Origin of the sequence: Gilvimarinus sp. 2_MG-2023, from assembly GCF_030547685.1 — a bacterium.
GTDB lineage: Bacteria > Pseudomonadota > Gammaproteobacteria > Pseudomonadales > Cellvibrionaceae > Gilvimarinus.
The window spans coordinates 131,572-150,987 of record NZ_JAUOQM010000049.1; the positions used below are offsets into that span (position 1 = coordinate 131,572).

The 19,416-nt window shown below is 50.4% G+C and carries 13 protein-coding genes; 5 read left to right on the plus strand and 8 right to left on the minus strand.

Features of this window, described 5'->3' with window-relative positions; all coding sequences use genetic code 11:
- Positions 1-304 precede the first annotated feature (304 nt).
- A complete protein-coding gene (locus Q4526_RS14840; protein WP_215977879.1) occupies positions 305-2,854 on the minus strand; it encodes a family 20 glycosylhydrolase in 2,550 nt (849 codons plus the stop codon).
- Between the two features lie 411 nt (positions 2,855-3,265).
- On the opposite strand from Q4526_RS14840, the gene Q4526_RS14845 reads away from it, so the two are divergent.
- Positions 3,266-4,870 carry a methyl-accepting chemotaxis protein gene (locus Q4526_RS14845; protein WP_303603947.1) on the plus strand — a complete coding sequence of 535 codons (1,605 nt, stop codon included), beginning with the start codon at positions 3,266-3,268 and terminating at the stop codon, positions 4,868-4,870.
- Here the strand turns inward: Q4526_RS14845 and trpC are convergent.
- From trpC to Q4526_RS14860, 3 genes are read right to left on the minus strand one after another with little or no spacing between them, the layout of a single operon-like run.
- Positions 4,860-5,666 (minus strand): indole-3-glycerol phosphate synthase TrpC, encoded by an 807-nt coding sequence (gene trpC / locus Q4526_RS14850; protein WP_215977881.1) that lies wholly within the window; start codon positions 5,664-5,666, stop codon positions 4,860-4,862. The genes Q4526_RS14845 and trpC overlap by 11 nt on opposite strands.
- A gap of 25 nt (positions 5,667-5,691) precedes the next feature.
- Complete coding sequence (trpD, locus tag Q4526_RS14855) at positions 5,692-6,720, minus strand: anthranilate phosphoribosyltransferase (protein WP_215977882.1); 1,029 nt, start codon at positions 6,718-6,720, stop codon at positions 5,692-5,694.
- 45 nt (positions 6,721-6,765) lie between these two features.
- Positions 6,766-7,353, minus strand: a complete 588-nt coding sequence (locus tag Q4526_RS14860) for an aminodeoxychorismate/anthranilate synthase component II (RefSeq protein WP_215977883.1) — start codon at positions 7,351-7,353, stop codon at positions 6,766-6,768.
- 198 nt (positions 7,354-7,551) lie between these two features.
- On the opposite strand from Q4526_RS14860, the gene rfbB reads away from it, so the two are divergent.
- The 4 genes from rfbB to rfbD are packed head-to-tail and all read left to right on the plus strand — an operon-like array spanning position 7,552 to position 10,955.
- Positions 7,552-8,613 (plus strand): dTDP-glucose 4,6-dehydratase, encoded by a 1,062-nt coding sequence (gene rfbB, locus Q4526_RS14865; protein ID WP_215977884.1) that lies wholly within the window; start codon positions 7,552-7,554, stop codon positions 8,611-8,613.
- Positions 8,610-9,494, plus strand: a complete 885-nt coding sequence (rfbA, locus tag Q4526_RS14870) for a glucose-1-phosphate thymidylyltransferase RfbA (protein WP_215977885.1) — start codon at positions 8,610-8,612, stop codon at positions 9,492-9,494. Before rfbB ends, rfbA begins: the two co-directional genes overlap by 4 nt.
- The gene (gene rfbC / locus Q4526_RS14875) at positions 9,491-10,084 is read left to right on the plus strand and encodes a dTDP-4-dehydrorhamnose 3,5-epimerase (RefSeq protein ID WP_215977886.1); all 594 of its coding nucleotides are present in this window, start codon (positions 9,491-9,493) and stop codon (positions 10,082-10,084) included. The genes rfbA and rfbC overlap by 4 nt, the downstream gene beginning before the upstream one ends.
- A complete protein-coding gene (gene rfbD / locus Q4526_RS14880; protein WP_215977887.1) occupies positions 10,074-10,955 on the plus strand; it encodes a dTDP-4-dehydrorhamnose reductase in 882 nt (293 codons plus the stop codon). The genes rfbC and rfbD overlap by 11 nt, the downstream gene beginning before the upstream one ends.
- A 42-nt stretch (positions 10,956-10,997) precedes the next feature.
- Here rfbD and Q4526_RS14885 read toward each other — a convergent pair whose 3' ends face one another.
- From Q4526_RS14885 to gspD, 4 genes are all read right to left on the minus strand, one after another.
- Positions 10,998-11,891, minus strand: a complete 894-nt coding sequence (locus tag Q4526_RS14885) for a glycosyltransferase family 2 protein (protein WP_215977888.1) — start codon at positions 11,889-11,891, stop codon at positions 10,998-11,000.
- 91 nt (positions 11,892-11,982) lie between these two features.
- The gene (locus Q4526_RS14890; protein ID WP_215977889.1) at positions 11,983-16,734 is read right to left on the minus strand and encodes a glycosyltransferase; all 4,752 of its coding nucleotides are present in this window, start codon (positions 16,732-16,734) and stop codon (positions 11,983-11,985) included.
- A gap of 215 nt (positions 16,735-16,949) precedes the next feature.
- Positions 16,950-17,339 carry a hypothetical protein gene (locus Q4526_RS14895; protein ID WP_215977890.1) on the minus strand — a complete coding sequence of 130 codons (390 nt, stop codon included), beginning with the start codon at positions 17,337-17,339 and terminating at the stop codon, positions 16,950-16,952.
- Positions 17,340-17,354: 15 nt separating this feature from the next.
- Positions 17,355-19,274, minus strand: a complete 1,920-nt coding sequence (gene gspD / locus Q4526_RS14900) for a type II secretion system secretin GspD (protein ID WP_303609680.1) — start codon at positions 19,272-19,274, stop codon at positions 17,355-17,357.
- Between the last annotated feature and the right edge of the window lie 142 nt (positions 19,275-19,416).

Genomic DNA, 19,416 nt, shown 5'->3' on the forward strand with positions numbered 1-19,416 from the left:
CAACCAATGACAACGTTGTTCACGACACTATTTTTATCGATTTTATGCGCCAAAAAATAACGTAAATGGCGCATAACCCCTTCTTATTTCTGCAGCTCAAATTGTTACCGATCAACCCCAAGAGCCCGCAGCACAAGGGCCTCAACGTTAACGTTCACTTCCAGCTCGAACACTTATCCGGCCTGCTTAGCAATACTGCCACGCATGACGCACCCTCGTTGTGCGCACACCCAGCAAGAAGGCACAAAAAAGCCCGAGCGATCACTACCGACTCGGGCTTTTTAGGTGCACAAAGGATATTAGCCTAACGGGCAGGTAACATCTCGGTGCGACTGAGCACATCACCTAATCGCGCACGTAATAATACCTTTCCATCACCTATTGCCACGGCATCCTGATAAGTCAGCCACTGCTCACCATCCTGACTGTATTCGAGCGTCACCCCAGGATAGAGACTATTCATTGTGAGCCTGCCAGAATCGAGCTTTGCGCCCGGTGGTGGTAAATAAAAGGCGGCACCCTGCGCCTGCAAACGCGGCAGTTCACGCTGCACCAGCGCACTGACAAACCGCTGATAATCCGCCAGCCGTCCCGCAGCAGAGTTGGAGTCCTCCCAGCTGGCCTTATGCCAGGCGCGCTCAGCTAGGGCAAACATGCGCGGATAGATCATCTGCTCTAACTGCTGGGCGGTGCGAATCGTTTCACTCCATACCTGCCCTTGAATGCCCAAAACATTTTCAGGCTTCTCCAATGCCGGCAGCGGGCGCCCAACCAGCGCTTCCAAGTTATCTATTGCCACACCATTGCGGGTAAAATCGGCGTTGGCATAGACATCATCCGGCATATAAGAAAACACCTTCGCCAAGTCGGTATAGCGCGCCGCCCAATAGTAACCGCGCTCTTGTGGGTGAACCTCGTGCGGATGGTCAAAGTACAAATGCGTGCCGTGCGACAACACCACTTGGTAACCCGCATTGGCTAAACGGTGAGCCCGGTCGGCAACCCCCCACTCCCAAATATTGTCCCAGACGTTAGCAATCACCTTATCATTGACGAACTGGTCTCGGTTAAAGGTGTTTTTCTGGTCATACATCAAACCGTCTTCCCAACCCATTAAGTCTAACCCGCGCTGCTCGGCAATGGCCGACACACGACTGACAAAATAAGGCTTAAGATCGGCAGGGCCCGACACCCCCAGCGTTTTGGCAAAGAGCTCATCGCACAATGGCGATTCGGTCCAGGAGCCAGCACCAACCTCATCCCCCCCCATATGGAAAGTATCCAGCTTGACGCCTGCCTGACGGTACATCTGCTGCAGCTCGTAAATCACCTTATCGACAAAGTGATAGGTCGATTCGCGGCAAACGTTGATCGAGTTATCGGTATAGCTCTGGACGGTAATATACTCAGAGGTATCTTGCGGGTCGGACAATAAATATTGTTCTGCCGCCTCGGGTTGTCCGGCCTGCATCAAGCGCTGGTAGCGCGCGTCCATGGATTTTACCGCCGCCCGAGCGTGACCCGGCATATCAATTTCCGGAATAACAGTAATATGACGCTCGGCAGCAAACTGCAAAATTTCGACAAAATCATCGACCGTGTAATAACCGTTGCCACTGCCCGATGCAAAGGGCCCGGTGCCCAGCTGAGTCATTAAGCATTCGCTCTCAGCAAGATCAAAACAGCGTTTGGCGCCGATATCAGTCAACTCTGGCAAGCCGGGGATTTGCAAGCGCCAGCCTTCATCTTCGGTCAGGTGCAAGTGCAGCTTATTAAGCTTGTAGCGCGCCATTTGCTCAATCAGGCGCAGCGTCACCTCTTTGCCGTGGAAGTTACGCCCCATATCGTAGTGCATGCCGCGCCAGTGAGCGCGCGGGCTATCGGTAATACTGGCCCGTGGCAGCTGAGCGCTATTATCGGCGTTAACGGTTAACCCCAGCAGGCTCTGTACGCCGTAGAAAGCACCGGCCACGTCACGGCCAACCACCGCAATACGGTCTTTGTCGACCTCTAACACATAGCTCTCGTCGGTTGCGGGCACCTCGGCGTCGACGGCGTCAGTATTGCCAGCCAGAACGTAAATGACAGGCCCATCGACCGAGATATGATCGGGTTCGGCGCTGAGCTCCAAGGCGAAGTCGGCCGCCAAGCGCTCTTGTAAATAAGTAGCTTCAAAGCGCGCACCACCGGAGTAGCGAATTTGCCACTGTTCGTCCAGAACGACTTCGGCGCGACGAAATTTGGCCTGCGCCGGTGCGGGAATAAGACGCGTCTGTGCACTAACTTCAGCCAGGTTGGCCGCCCACTGATAGCGCTGCTCTGGACTGACAATTGAATACTGATCGTCGGCGTTGCGGCGCAGTTGCTCGGTTGCGGTGATAGGCGCCACATAATCGGTTAAACGCTCGGTGTCAGTATTGGCAAAAACTTCCGGTTCCAGGTCAGCCAAGACCACAAATGCGCGGGGCATAAAATCGGAGTAAGTCACCATATGGGCACTGGGCGTAAACTCTACTTGCAGTTGCTTGCCCTCGGCCAAGCCGGCAAATGCCTCGGAGGGAACCAGACGGTGCAAGTCACCTTGTACATGCTCAATACGTAGATCAGCATCTGGGCGCGCCTCAACTAAACGCACCGCGTGAAAGTAAAGGGCCCAGCCTTGCGCCGGCAAGGCATGCTCCGACTGATTATCCAGCGACAGACGCATAACACGCCCGGGTTCGGCCAGGTTGTCCACCACTTCAAATGTTAACTCAGTATGGTCGGCAAAGTCGGCCAATTGTTGCTGTGACCACTCGGTCGCCAACGTCAGTGCCGGCCAACAGGCGGCTATGGTAAGTAGCAATCTACGCATTGTTGTTTTCCTCAATACTGTTTTTATGCGGCCAGCGGCACATTGTAAACCGCTTGACAACGTTGTCCAGCATACATTAAATACAAACCAACGCCCATCACTTTACACAGATTGGCTTAGGTTAAGCAAAATGTGGCCGATAAGGTTTTATAGCTAAAGAGCGCTCACAATATTACGGAAAATTGCTCGAACGTCCGCCTTTTGCACCGTTTGTGCTCACAGCACAACCGAACTGCACCAAAGAAAACACGGAGTTATACCGCAATCGAACAAAAACCATTGCGATCAATCAAAAGGGGAATAATGCGCCATTTTTGATTGACACCCCGAGGGGTATGGTAATAATTTTCAGAGTTATGAACCGACGTGTTATGAATATTGGTGAGGTACCAAATGTCTCTTAGAGTAAAAATGTGGGTATTATCGGGACTGATTTTTATCGGCCTACTGATTATTACCAGTGTCGGTCTGTTTACCTTGCGCCAGGCGACCAGTGATGATAATGAAGCACGCGTAAAACAGCTATTGGCAAGCACCTATGCCACCGTTGTCGAAATGGAACAATTGGCCCAAGAGGGGGTGCTCAGTGATGAGCAGGCGCAGCAAATTGCCACGCGATTGCTGCGCGACAACATTTACCACAAGTCAGAGTATGTCTACGTTGCCGATAATGACCTCAACTTTATCGCCACACCGCTCGACCCCCAGCTGCACGGCACCAGCTTTCACGAATTTAAAGACGGCGATAATAAAAGTGTTGGGGAAATTTTATTGCGAGCAGTGAATGCTGCCGGCAATGAACTCGCCTCTTATCACTGGACACAGCGCCAGGAAGACGGCTCAATCGAAGACAAGCTATCGATCGCGCAGCGCTCACCGCGCTGGGGTTGGTTTATCGGCACGGGCATTGGTTTTAACGAGGTCAACGCTCGATTTTGGGACAGCGCAAGCAGTCAACTGCTTATCTGTATCTTCCTCAGTGTATTGATTTTGATTCCGGTGCAAATCAATGCCACCAGAATCCAAAGAGGCTTGGGTGGTGAATTGCGCGATGTGCAAGATCTGGTAAGGCGCGTTGCCGATGGCGACCTAACCGAGCAGGCTACCTTGCTTAAGGCTTCGGATGACAGTATTTACGGCTCGGTAATGCGTATGCGCCACAGTCTGCGAGACATTATGTCCGCCCTCACCTCGGCGGCTCAGTCTTTGGACCAGGTGGGAGACGATATTGTCGATCGCGCGCAAACCAGCACCGCTATGGCCGAAGAGCAAAGTGGTACCGCCGTGAAAATTGCCGCCTCGGCGGAAGAGTTTAACCAACAAACGCGCCACGCCATGATTCAGGCAGAAGACGCCAAACAACAAACCCACGCCGCCTCCACCACCTCGGAAAACGGCCAGCGTTTAATTTCCAGCGCGGTCGATAAATTTACCGAAATTGACCACAGTGTGAGCACCACTCAGGCCAGTATCGACACCTTGGCCAGCCGGGTAGACAACATCTCCGCGGTGGTCTCGGTGATTAGTGCCGTTGCCGAGCAGACCAATCTGCTGGCTCTAAACGCCGCCATTGAAGCGGCTCGGGCCGGTGAGCAAGGTCGCGGGTTTGCGGTTGTTGCCGACGAGGTGCGCCAGTTGGCATCGCGCACAACTCAGGCGACCCAGGAAATCAGCGAAAGCATCAGTGCTGTACAAAAAAGCAGCCAGGAAAGTAAAGGCCACATGGATGCGATGGTGAGTGAGCTGCGCGAGGGCATTGAGCAAACTCGCGAAGGGGGAGCCATTGTGGAATCCATTCGCAACGAGACCCAATCGGTGGAGGATATTGTCTCGCGCATTGGCCAAGCTATGAGCGAACACGTTGAGGCCAGCGGTTTGATTTTGGATTATGTCAGCCATATGGAGGCCTCGTCGCAGAACACTAAAGAGGCGGCACAAGGCACCTTGGCAACCTCTCGTCAAATCCGCGACGCCGCCCATCAGCTAAGCGACCAGCTCGAACAGTTTAGGCTGTAAAGCCAAAAAACTCTGCCAGCGCCGCGCCGGGATCGTCGCGGCGCATAAATGCTTCGCCCACCAAAAAGGCGTTCACATTGCGCTCGCGCATGGCCTGCACATCGGCTGGGGCTAGTATGCCGCTCTCGGTAACCACCAAGCGCTCATCACCGATGGCATCGAGTAGTTTATAGGTCGTCTCTAGTGTGACATCGAAGGTGTGCAGGTCGCGGTTGTTAATGCCAATCAAACGATTAGGTAGCGCCATTGCCTGATCCAGCTCGCGCTCGTTGTGCACTTCGACTAAAACATCCAGTCCCACATCTAACGCCAATTGGTTAAGTGCGCGCAAACGCTCTGGGCTAAGCGCGGCCACAATCAGCAGCACGCAATCGGCCCCCATGGCGCGAGCCTCTAGCACTTGATATTCATCCACCAAAAAATCTTTGCGAATAACCGGCAGACTCACCGCCTCGCGCGCCTGTATCAGGTATTCATCAGCGCCTTGAAAGAAGTCCACATCCGTTAAAATAGACAGGCACGCCGCGCCGCCGCGCTGGTAACTCGCCGCCAATTCAGCGGGCACAAAGTGTTCGCGAATAACGCCTTTGCTGGGCGAGGCTTTTTTGATTTCGGCAATAACGCCCGACTCACCGGCGGCGATACGTGACTCCAGCGCCCGCACAAAGCCTCGCACAACCCCTTGTTCAGCCACGGCTTTTTCTAAGCCGCTGATAGATTGTTGAGTCTTGCGCTCGGCAATTTCTTCCCATTTGCGGGCGATAATTTTACGCAATATCGTCGGCGTATCATTCATTTCAAAACTACCTTGATTAAATTATTTAAAAGCACTGGGTGAACGACACCAGTTCGCGCAGTTTCTCGCCGGCCAGACCCGAGCCAATCGCGTCTTGCGCCATAGCAACCCCTTCGGCCAGTGAGTCGGCAACACCGCACACATAAATAGCGGCGCCGGCGTTTAACGCAATAACATCGCCCGCCTTCTGCCCCAGCTCATCGGGCTTACGCCCCAGTGCCGCGTGAATAATGGCCAGGGACTGCTCGGCATCCTCTACCGCCAAGCCAATCAAACTCTGACTCTCAAGGCCAAAATCTTCCGGCGCAATGGTGTATTCGCAAACCTCACCATTTTTCAACTCGGCCACATGGGTAACGCTGGCCAGCGAAATCTCATCCAGGCCATCCGCCGCGTGCACCACCATGACATGCTCACTGCCGAGCCGGCCCAGCACTTCGGCCATGGGCTTGCACAATTTTTCACTGAAAACGCCGATCACCTGCCGCTTAACCCCAGCGGGGTTGGTCATGGGGCCCAACATATTAAAGATGGTGCGCAGGCCCAGCTCTTTGCGCGGGCCAATGGCGTGTTTCATGGCGCTGTGGTGCGCTGGAGCAAACATAAAGCCCACCCCCAATGCCTCCACACAGCGAGCCACTTGCTCGGCATTAATGGTTAAGTTCACGCCAGCCGCCTCCAATACATCCGCGCTGCCGGTTGAACTCGACACCGAGCGATTGCCGTGTTTTGCAACACTGCCGCCAGCGGCAGCAACCACAAAGGCGCTGGCGGTAGAGACATTAAATAAATTAGCACCATCGCCGCCGGTGCCACAGGTGTCCACTAGGTGCTCGGCGTCAATACTGACTTGACTTGCCAGCTCGCGCATAACAGTGGCCGCGCCGGTCATTTCATCCAGCGACTCACCTTTCATACGCAACGCAACAAGTAAGGCGCCAATCTGCGCATCGCTCGCCTCGCCGGTCATCACCTGACGCATGACCGCGATCATTTCATCGGTGCTCAAGTCAATGCTATCGACTACCTTAGCCAGTGCCTGTTTAATGTCCACAGCTCTCTCCGTAGTAAGTTCTGCCCACTGCCAATGTCGCGCGGGTCAGCACGAATAGGTTAAAAAGTTTGCCAAAAGTTGATGCCCTTGTTCACTCAGAACCGATTCCGGGTGAAATTGCACCCCTTCCAGCGGCCAGTGCTTATGCTTTAAACCCATAATTTCCGGCTGACCACTGCGGGCCGCAGGCTGGGTTCGGGCGGTGATTTCCAGCGACTTGGGCAGATGCTCTATATCAGTAACCAGCGAATGGTAGCGGGTCACTCTAAGCGGATTTTTTAAACCGGCAAACACGCCCTGGTGATTGTGATCAACCAAAGAGGTTTTGCCGTGCATTATCTGCCCGGCGTGTACCGTGCGCCCGCCCAGCGCCTCGGCAATGCATTGGTGGCCTAAGCACACCCCCAGCATGGGGATATTACCAGAAAATCGGCGAATAACCTCGACCGACACGCCCGCGTCTTGCGGTCGGCCAGGGCCGGGCGAAATCACAATATGAGAAGGTTGCAGCGCCGCAATCTGGTCTAGCGTTAATTGGTCATTACGCGCCACCTGCACCTGCGCCCCCAATTCATCAAAATAATGAACCAGGTTATAGGTAAAAGAATCGTAGTTGTCGATCATCAATAGCATGCAGGCCCCAGCGGCACCGTGACGGGGGTGGCAAGGTTAGCACAAAGCAGTGCTCACTGGCAGCTTACAGCCTTCCGCCAACACAGTTTTTAACTTCAACCGGCATAGGCATTACGGTATCATGGGCGGCTATTATCGAGCCGGATTTTCACGCCCTTGGCACCCGGCCGCCCATTATCCACGCAAGCAAGTTCGCCTATGAAAGTCATCGTTACAGGCGGAGCTGGTTTTATCGGCTCTGCGGTGGTCCGTTATCTAATTCAAGAGACTGACCATCAGGTTCTCAACCTAGACAAACTCACCTACGCCGGCAATTTGGCATCGCTGCAAGAGATTAGCCAGTCCGAGCGCTATCGCTTCGCACAAATCGACATTTGCGATGCCGCCGCCGTTGCCGAGTTGCTGCAAGACTACCAGCCCGATGCCATTATGCATCTGGCAGCCGAGAGCCACGTAGACCGCTCCATCACCGACGCCGCCAGCTTTATGCAAACCAACATTATCGGCACCTATACCTTGCTTGAACAAGTGCGTCACTATCTTGCTGCGCACCCGCGCGAGTCGCACTTTATCTTCCATCACGTCTCCACCGATGAAGTCTATGGCGACCTGGAAGGCACCGATGCTTTGTTCACCGAGCAAACCCCCTATGCACCCAGCTCGCCTTACTCGGCCAGCAAGGCCAGCTCCGATCATTTAGTGCGCGCTTGGCATCGAACCTACGACCTACCGGTAGTTTTGACCAACTGCTCCAACAACTACGGCCCCTATCACTTTCCGGAAAAATTTATTCCGCATATGATTCTCAATGCGCTGGACGGCAAACCCTTGCCCGTTTACGGCGACGGTACGCAAATTCGCGATTGGCTCTATGTGGAAGATCACGCCCGGGCGCTGGTACACGTCATGTTAGAGGGCAAGGCTGGCGAAACTTATAATATTGGCGGGCTGAATGAGAAGCGCAATATCGATGTAGTCCAAACTCTGTGCGATTTATTAGAAGAGCTGGCCGCCGATAAAAAGCCCGAGGGCGTGACACAGTATCGCGATTTAATTACCTTTGTCGCCGATCGTCCCGGCCACGATCTACGCTATGCCATTGACGCCAGCAAAATCGAACAAGAATTGGGCTGGAAGCCGCAAGAAACGTTTGCCAGTGGAATGCGCAAAACCGTGCAGTGGTACTTAAACAACCCCGGCTGGTGGCAGGACGTACTCAACGGCAACTACCAACTAGAACGGATAGGACTGACGCAATGAAAGGCATCATACTCGCCGGCGGTAGCGGCACACGACTCTACCCAATCACCCAGGGTGTATCCAAACAGCTGATACCGGTGTACGACAAGCCGATGATTTACTACCCGCTCTCTATTTTGATGTTTGCGGGCATTCGGGAAATTTTAATTATCACCACACCGGAAGACCAAGCCAGCTTTCAACGCCTATTGGGTGATGGTTCGCACCTGGGGCTGTCTTTCCAATATATCGCTCAGCCCTCACCCGATGGTCTGGCACAAGCCTTTATTTTGGGTGAAGACTTTATCGGCGACGATGCTGTGTGTCTGGTGTTGGGCGACAACATTTACTATGGCCACCAGCTCACCCATACGCTGCAAAATGCTGTGGCCAACGCCTCGGACGATCAAGCCACCGTATTTGGCTACCATGTACACGACCCGGAACGCTACGGCGTGGTGGAGTTCGATGCGGCAGGCAATGCCGTGAGCATTGAAGAGAAACCCGAGCAACCCAAATCTAACTACGCGGTCACCGGCTTATATTTTTACCCCAACGATGTGATTAAAAAAGCCCAAGCGGTTACCCCATCACATCGCGGCGAGCTAGAAATCACCAGCGTTAACCAAATGTACCTGGATGACAGCCGGCTCAAGGTAGAGCTTATGGGGCGCGGTTACGCTTGGCTGGACACCGGCACCCACGAAAGCCTGCTGGAAGCCGCACAGTTTATCGAAACCATCGAAAAACGGCAGGGATTAAAAGTTGCCTGCATTGAAGAGATTGCTTACGAACTGGGCTATATCAGCAAAGAGCAACTTATTGAACTGGCAACTCCGCTGGCAAAAAACCAATACGGCCAATACCTGTTACAGCGTGCACAAGAGGAGTGGATTAAGTGAAGATTACGCCGCAAGCCATTGCCGATGTACTGCTAATCGAACCCAAGGTGTTTGGGGATGAACGCGGCTATTTTTTCGAGTCTTTCCGTCAGGACATATTCGAGCAGGCCACCGGCCACCCGGTTAACTTTATACAGGATAACGAATCGCGCTCCAGTCGCGGTGTGCTGCGCGGCCTACACTTCCAGCGCGCCCCCTACGCACAAAGTAAATTGGTGCGGGTAATCGACGGCGAAGTACTGGATGTAGCGGTCGATATACGCATGGGCAGCCTTACTTTCGGCCAAAGTGTCAGCGCGGTATTAAGCGGTGACAATAAACACCAACTGTTTGTGCCGCGTGGCTTCGCCCACGGTTTTGTCGTGCTCAGCGAGACGGCTATTTTTGCTTATAAAGTCGACAATCCATACGCGCCCGAACACGACTGCGGTATTCATTTTGCCGACGAGCAATTAGCCATCGACTGGCAATTGACCCAGAGCGAGATTCAAACATCCGCCAAAGACAGCACGCTCCCTAGCCTCACACAATTGCAAACCGGCACGCCGAACGCCCTCTTCCAATACGGGAGTTCACTCTATGAGCAGTGAGATACGCATTCTGGTACTCGGTTGCAACGGACAAGTTGGCAGCGAAATTAAATACTTGCAGCGCCAACAGCCAGACCACAATGAGTGGATATTCTGGCAGCGCTCCGATTTGGATTTAACCGATACCGACGCCATCGAAACGGCGCTTACGCAATGCCGGCCAACGGTGGTTATTAACTGCGCCGCCTACACGGCGGTTGATAAAGCCGAGCAAGAACCGGAACTGGCCGATCAAATTAACCATCTAGCCGTTCGGGCACTGGCCCAAACCTGCCAAGCCTTAGGAGCTTGCTTAATCCACATCTCCACCGATTACGTTTTCTCAGGCACACACTGCCAGCCCTATCGCCCGCAGGATGCCACTGCCCCCGCTGGACACTATGGCTTGAGCAAATTACGTGGCGAACAAACGCTACGAGCATCTGGGGTGAACGGGGTCATTGTGCGCACCAGTTGGGTTTACAGCACATTTGGCAATAACTTTGTAAAAACCATGCTGCGTCTCGGGGCTGCAAAGCCTGCGTTACAGGTAGTCGCCGATCAAATCGGTAGCCCCACTTGGGCGCGCGATTTAGCCCAAGCACTTATGCAGTTGGCTATACACCCGGATTTGGCACAAAAAACGGGAGAGATTTACCACTACAGTAATAGCGGTGTATGCAGCTGGTACGACTTAGCAGCGCATATTTTTCAAGCGCAAAACCTCGACTGTCAATTAAGCCCTATTCGCACTGAAGAGTATCCAACACCGGCCAAACGTCCATATTACAGCGTGCTCGATTGCCGCAAAATATACGAAGATTTTGGCGTTCGGCCTCCCTATTGGCACCACTCCCTGGTCCGTGCGTTAAAAGACATACAAGCACAATAGAACAGGAACATGTGGTCCAACTGCGCACAGTTCAAGCTTGCCCTATAAACGTTGAAATATTGCGCTGAAGTACAGCGCAATATTTTCCAGTAACGTTTGCCTGTAAACACCTGATTTTCTCAAATAAAAGACACTTTTGAATACATCTCTTCTGGCACGACAAAAGTTATCGAAAGCCGCCTGGTTAGGTCCGTTGAGCAAGGAACGACTCGACTCTAACGAACGTACATTAATATCATTCCATGATTTGTAATCGCCTGCGATTAACTGAACAGCTCGCCTCGCCCGGGCCATCCAGCCCACACCGGTACCAATCACATTTCTCTGATGCTGACGATAGCGAACCAGAACCGCCTCATCGTCGTATATCACTTCTCCGCCCGCGCCAGTCACCAGCATATAAGTCCACCAATCGTGATACACCGTTTGGGAAATTCGTGCTTCACACAACAATTCACGGGCGGCTCGATTAAACACCATAGTGTTTCCGGGGCCAATATTTTGTACTAATGCGTTACAAAAACCTGGAGGGAAAGCATGAACGCCAGACTCACAGATAGGTTTATTATCCTCCGTCACCAACAATGTACGTGAAAAATAAACAGCCGGTATTGAAGAATCAACGGAGGCTAACTGTTCAAGCGCACGTTCAATTTTGTTTTCGAGCCAAATATCATCCTGATCACAATACGAGAAGTAATCGGCATCTAGACCAGACTGGTACACTAAGGACAGAAAATTTTCAGCCACACCTCTGGCCGGGCCAGGCACTATACGCACTCGATCAACGAATTTACCTTGATACTCTTTGAGTAGTGTTGGGGTTGCATCGGTAGAGTTATCATCCGAAACCCACAAACACCAATTCTTATGAGTCTGAGCACCAATGGAGTCTAATTGCTCACGCAAAAAATTCGCGCCATTGCACGTAGCCATCAACACCGCCACGTGATTCGGTGAATTCGGCGTTAGCGATTCAGCCTCCACATTTACCACCTAAAATGATCCACCCATAACCAATTAAACACTATTTAGTCAGTATATTACGCAATGCAGGCCTGGCCGCATCTGGGGAGAAGTACGTTTCCAAGTTACGGATGCCACCCTGCGAAACCTTATTCCAAAGCGATTGGCTTTGATAAACATCGGCTATTTGCTTCGCAAAAACCTTAGCATTCTCCGCAACCAGAACATCTTCACCGTCAACAACATGCATCCCCTCTACCGCACAATCCGTGGCCACAACCGGTATGCCATAGTTCATTGCTTCATTGACCTTACCTTTCACCCCGGCACCGTAACGTAGCGGCGCAATCGATACTCGTGCCGCTTTAAGTTCCGGCTCGATATCTTCCACGAAACCTAAAATTCTAATATCGTCAGTCGCCAAAGCTTTAATATCATCCGGCATATGACTACCAATTATAGTTGTTACTACATCTGGCAGTAACTTACGCAACTCAGGCAATATTTCACTGGCATACCAATGCACGGCATCAATATTGGGCGGGTGCCGGAAGCCGCCGACAAATAAAATGCCTTCGCGTTGTTCATAGTCTGGCCGCTCGGGGGTGTGCGCATGAATATTAGACACAACCTCCACCCTCGCCTCGGGTTTAATCTCAGCCAACAATGCCTTCTCGTATTCCGACACAACAATAGTGACGTCGGCATTATCAATCAACCTAAGTTCTTTGCGCTTAGTGATAGCAGCCTGAGCTTTTAGAGCTGAGTCATTAGCGATTTCGGCTTCGCGCTCTTCGCGTATATAGTGCAAATCGACCGTATCAAACACCAGCTTGGCTTGGGGCGCCACTAAACGCACCAAGTTGTCGTATTGGGATGCAATGTAATGGCGACTAATGAAAACGGCGTCTAATGAGCCCCCACGTTTTCGCAGAACATTACGCACTGAGCCTGCCCACTGATCAAACAACACTTCAACACCCAAAGCGTTGAGCTGACGAATCACTTTTTCACGATACTCTAAATTATCAGCCACAAAAGTCACATGATACCCCTCTTCTTTTAATACTTTGAGGAGATTAAACATGCGAATAGAACCAGAGTCCTGATCCGGAGTAATCATACAAGCTTCAATAATCAACACATTCCCTTTGCAATAACGATGTGCCTGATTTTCTGGATCCACCGCATTTTCATTGTGCAGTTTCAGTACATCTTTCCAGCGTTGATAGAATTTTTCTCCATTGGTGACCTGACTTGCTTTAATACCAGAACGCTCGTCGGTACCATGGCTAACTCCTTCAATATGAAAGACTTCCGCCGCGGGCTGATACAGTACCCGCAAACCTCGCTCACGCACTCTAAAAGCTAAATCAGTATCCTCATAATAAGCGGGCATATAATGGGTATCAAAACCTCCCATTTCAGAAAATAGCTCGCGCCGTACAGCTAGTACGGCGCCAGAACAATAATCCACATCACGCACATAATTGAATCTTGGGTCATCAGCATCCATATTGCGCCCCCAATTCCAACCACTGCCATCACGCCAAATGATACCGCCGGCCTCTTGCAAGGTACCATCTTTATTGAGCAGTTTAGCCCCCACTAATCCAACATTTTCGTGCTCGGAAAATGTCTCCAACAAGCGATCAAAAGCACCTGCACAGACCACCGTGTCGTTATTTAACAACACCAGCATATCCCCATTGGCTTGCTCGGCACCAAAGTTCATATTGCCAACAAAACCAAGGTTTTTCTCGCCCCGGCAGAAGGACACTCCGCTCACCATATTTAATGCCACTTCCGCATTATCGGGTGAGCAATCATCAGCAATGATTACTTCGAAGGGAACCTTGGGCGGATGCTTGGAGATACTCGACAAACATTGATAAGTCGTTTCATGCTGCCCGTAAACGGGGATCACAATTGACAATGTAGGCGCATCAGAAGTATTAAGCACTAACGGTTCTAAACTGGCGCCAGGAGAGGTAATCTCAGAGAATTCCGCTAACTTCTGGCTTTTCTCGGTCTGAGCGATCTCTTGTGCTCGCTCATGTGCCTTGTGCTTTGTTACCTCAAGTCCAAGTCTGCTACCAATTTCACGCCACTGCCCACGGCGCAACATACTCATTGCTCGAGAGTAGGAAGCCGGACGCATAAGAAGTCGTAAAGAAAACTTTGCAAATGAAACAATAACCCGGAGCGCTCGCATGGCAACTCGCATGGGGCGAGTTATTTTCCAGGAGGTGCTATTTAAGAGATCAGAGCGCTCGCGTTCTAGATCATTCGCAAACCGTTCAACTTGACGGACATGATCTCTCGCGGCATCGCGCTCTTGCTCAAGATTAACAATCTGCTGCCGAGCATGGTGCGCCTGCTCTTGCAAGCTGCCAATATCCTTTTGCGCCGCGCTCAAGTTGCTGTCATAAAGCTCAATTGTCTCTGTGCTAGATCGTTTTAGCTCATTAAACTCAGCGACTTGAATAGACAATTCATCCTTCAGACCATTAACTTGTATGATGAAATCATGCTTCAGACTTTCGTAATCTTCAGACACTTGATGGAACTGAGATAAGGCAGCTCGGTACTGATCCATGCCCGCCACTTCGGTTTCGGTATCTGGCACTACCTGCAAACGGCGGCGAATCTCTTTAAAAATACCACGATGGTTGGCGTTATAAGCAAAATCGTAGAGCGACTTAAACGGTTTATCATCTGCTTGGATAGCGCCCGGCAGTTGTTGCAGAGTATTGAGCAGTGTCAATATATCTTGCTGCACGGCAGGTTCAGCTTGCTTTAATGGCTGACAATACCAAGACTTATACTCAGCGGTATTATCCATATAAGTGGCAGTAGTCTCGGTCTGGTAATTGACCGCCTTGTGTAAAGCCGCCAACCAGCCATGAGCATTTGATGTTTTGGCTAACAATGTCGCGAACTGATAGTCAGCCAGTCGACACGCCAAAGCACCTAGGTCGGTCGCAACGATTGGACAACCTAATGCCATAGCCTGGCTTAGGGTATAACTGTAGGTTTCCGCCACTTGGGCCGGAAACCATACTGCATCTGGCTTTTCAGCTGCCAGTAAACGCGGCAACTCATCAGATTGATAATCGCCAGTAATATGAATATTTTTGGTAACGGCTCGGGTCGGGTAACCCAACAGAGTAATTTGCAATTGCGGTGATTGCTCGGCACTTAATGCAGCCACCTCTTCGACCACTTGCAGCCCTTTCTCATCGGTTAGCGCACCGATCACCACAACCTTGTAAATATTAGGTGTTCGCTCAATCTTCTCTGGGTGTGGCTGGTACTCGATTGCCACACCGGAATAAACGTTTTCACATTCAGCTTTTATACTCTCCGAGGGCGCAATAATTCTGCTAGCCCGATCAACCAAAGGCCGCAAACGCTGCTGCCATGCCATATCATCTTGCGGCCAGCTCGCATCATCACAGCGTGGGCCAGACTCAATACCGTGATATTTGGGAGTCATTAGGTAATGATCGTGCAATGAAATATCAAGCGGTTTATTTAATGCCAATATAAAGTCGACAATTTCACTGGGCCAACCTTGCACATGATGCAAGTGCACCCGATCAACGTTAAAGGCATTAATCACGCCTAACCACAACTCTTGGTTGTCAGCATTAAACCCACCTAGAGTTTGCGTCGCCTGTTGGCCCGACTCACTGTAAAACCCAATCTCTACAGAAGAAGCACCCAGGCCACGCAACACCAATACATTGACATTGCTCAAACCAATTAAAGATTGGATATATTGCTCGACACCCCCACCCCATCCGTGTGATATAAAAAGTAATGTGGGCGTTTCTGAGCGAAGTATTTCATCACACACCTGCGCTACAAATGGGGTAATCTCTAAACTATTAGCTGAACTATTCATCATCATCTTTGGGTTATTCACATTCTGCGCGATACTATCAGCAAATGAATGTGAGTTTTGTTTTAAAGTGTTTACCAATCGGGTCACTCGGTCGCGACTGGATTCCAGCGGATCTAATTCAATAAAGCGCTGCACTTGTGAAAAAAACTGTGGGTATCGAGTGGCAATAACTTGTTCGGCATTGTGAGTAAGTTTACTTTTATCTCCCAGAAAGCTTACGCTGCCCTTGTGGTAAACATAGCAATCGGCCGCAATCATATGCTTCCAACCGGTACGCTTGGCGCGCTCACAAAAATCATTTTCCTCGCCATAGCCTTTACCAAAGGCTTCTTCATCAAAATAGCCAACATCTTCCAGACACTTTCTTTTGATGTACATACAAAAGCCAACCGCGGTGGGAATCTCTTGGCTTAAGCCACGATTGGCCGTCTGAAAAAGGGCATCCATAGCCGCGACATCGAAACCGGGCAGGCACTCATTTTCTTGGCAGAAGTCGGGGTAGGAGCAAATGGTCGCGTTATTCGAAAATGGGGTGACAGTCGCTATCGATTCTTCACGATATGCGGTCTTTTGCAGGCGTAACAGCCAATCTGCGGAGACTTCAGTATCGCAATTAAGCAACACAACATCTCGGTCAGCCGCCTTGCGCATGGCCTCGTTGACCGTTTTCACAAAACCTAGGTTTTCGCGGTGCTCAATTAAATCGAAATGGCTGAGTAAAGCGTATTCTCGGCAGAGTTCAGCTACCCCAGCCTCCGGCGAACAATCGTTCACAATAATAACTTGCGTTGCAGGCGGTAATGTAGCGGCTACAGAACGTAAGCACGCCTGAATTTCGCTCAAGCCACGATAGACAGGCACAACAACGGTTAAGGGCGACAAAAGCCTATACTTTGGCGTCATTGCTTGTGAAACCTCAAAATCAAATTATCGTTCCAAGTCCAGACTTTATGGGTACGTTTAATTAGGTTGGCTGGGTTGTGTAGCTGGCGGTTATGGCGTTGTGACAACTTTCGAGAGGGTGCGCCAGATCAACCAATATTCTTACTGCATGTATCGACCTATAGAACTAAGCAGCATTGATCCAGCGCAATCCAATATTGCTAAATAGTGAATCTTTATTTAATAAAAACCCACCATTTACCATCACTTTCAATCCAGCGATAGCTTAATTCAGTTCGAAGACTCTCACGCACTACGGGACTATAGTACTCGATGTCATAAACCACCTTGCAATAGTCTTCGATACAGTCAACCGTTTTAATTTTGCCGCTAGTCCAGTTAGCCGCACCCAAAAATTTAGATTTGAATCTTCCAACTGGCACACTTTTACGATACGCAGGAGTTGTATACTGACGCGCCGACTCAAGATCTTTGGCCACTAAATACTGAACAAACTCCCCTGCACGCTTAGTTACGCGCTCCTCTGGGGTCTTGGTCAGGCTCGCACATGACGATACGGCCCCAACCATCAATGAAATTAAAAAAAACTTCGATAAAGATTTCATATAAAACTCTCTTTGCTACTTACCAATCGATCTTGAAGGGTCAAGCGACTCTTCAAATGTTTTTAAAGTTTTCATGCGAGCACGCATCTCTTTAGTGACGTCGCGCAAGTCTTGGTCAGATTTCATTACGTGAGGGGTGATAATCACCAACAATTCTTGCCGCTCTTCGGTAACTGTAGTATTACCAAACAACCAACCTATCAACGGCAAACTACTTAAAAATGGCACACCACTTTTTTCTGTATTTTCACTGTCACTAATCAACCCACCAAGTATTACTGACTCACCGCTACGCACAGCAACTTTACTTTGAATTGAGCGTTCAAAGAAAGATGGGTTACCCCCTTGCCCACTTTCAGGCAATGCATTCGAAACAGATTGCATAATATCCATAGTGACAAGCCCGCCAGCATTGACCGAAGGCGTCACTTCCAAATCAACACCCGTATCGCGATAAGAGATATTCTGTGTTGACCCATAATCGCCTAGCGTAGTACTTGATGCCACCGCAAAAGAGCTACCAACCTGGATTGACGCAGATTGATTATCAAGCACCATTAATGATGGAGTAGAAAGCACCTTCAGCAGGCCATTCCCTGCCAATACATTTAATACTGACTGAATCTGCCCAAGGGAGTTAGTAAAGGCATAGCCAAAGTTTGGAACCGAACCAGAAAACTCTCCCCCAGCTTCGCTTAGACTAAAACCTATATTACCTGTACCTGATTGGCCGCCACTGAATTCATTATCGAAATACCACTCCAAGCCGTACTCCAAACTATCACTTAGAGTAACCTCAATAATACTTGCTTCAATAAGAACCTGAGACGGCATAATGTCGAGCTTTTTAAGTGCCGATTCAATCTTCTTATATTGGCGATACGTTGCGTGGATCAACAGTGCATTATTCGACTCATCAGCAACAATGCGTGTGTCTTCATCCAGATCAAAACTTGAACCACCCGTACGGGTTTGAGTATTCGATGTACGCGACGTGCCGCTTGTACTCGTTGAACTAGACAAATCCGTTTGATTCAAACCAGGAGCAACACCTGTATTTTGTGTACGCGATGCCCCGCTACCGCCACTTCCACCAAAAACTTGGCTGACAAGGCTTGCCAAGTGGCTAGCATTCGCATTTTGTACATCGTATACATACAGTTGAGGCTCAACACTGGCCTCCGGGCTGCGATCTAAACGTTCAATCCAAGCCTCTATTCTTTTTAGATATTCAGGCTTAGCGGAAACCACTAAAATACTGCCAAGAGTATCGAGAGGCTCAACTCGCACCATTCCCGTTAAAACGGTACTTTTATCGCTCGCAGAACTGGCAAGCAATGTGGCCAACGCGTTAGACACCTCTTCAACGGTATTATATTCAATAGGGTAAATGGCAACCGACATGCCACTAACGTAATCAACATCGAAAGTCTCAACGATATCCAACCAACCATCTAGCTGCGTCTGGGTACCAGCCAGAATCAAGATGTTACGCAAATCGTCGATGCGAACAAAAGCTGAATCACTCGCCACTGGCTTCAGAATATCGGCCATTTGCGCGGCACTAATGTACTCCAGAGGCACGACAATATTTTTAAAGCCAGGGTTCTTTGTAGACTGGCTAAAATATGCGGGTAATCTATTACCTATACTGGCGCTGGTGGTGACAACATAACTGTTGCCATCAAAAACCATTTTAACGTCGTGAGCTGCCAACATTGACTCAAGCACAGCCAGCAAATTTTCTTTGGCTATAGGCTCTTGCGACCGAATAGTGACCGTACCCGGAATTTTATTTTCAATGCGATAGTTGAGCTGCAGAATATCACCCAGTATCCCATGCACGACATCTGTTAACGGCGCCTCTTCAAAATTTAAGGCGACTTCACCGCCCCCCAACGTCAAGGTAGGCTGTACGGGGAGATCACCAATCACCCGCCCATTACCTTCAAAATACTCAACCCCTCTCTCGACGGGCTCTTCCTCTTGGTCTGAAGGTTGATCTACACCAAAGGTCTGTTCTTCACTTGACTGGCCAGTTAGCTCCAGCGTACCAGCAGCATCCTCAGCCGGTTGT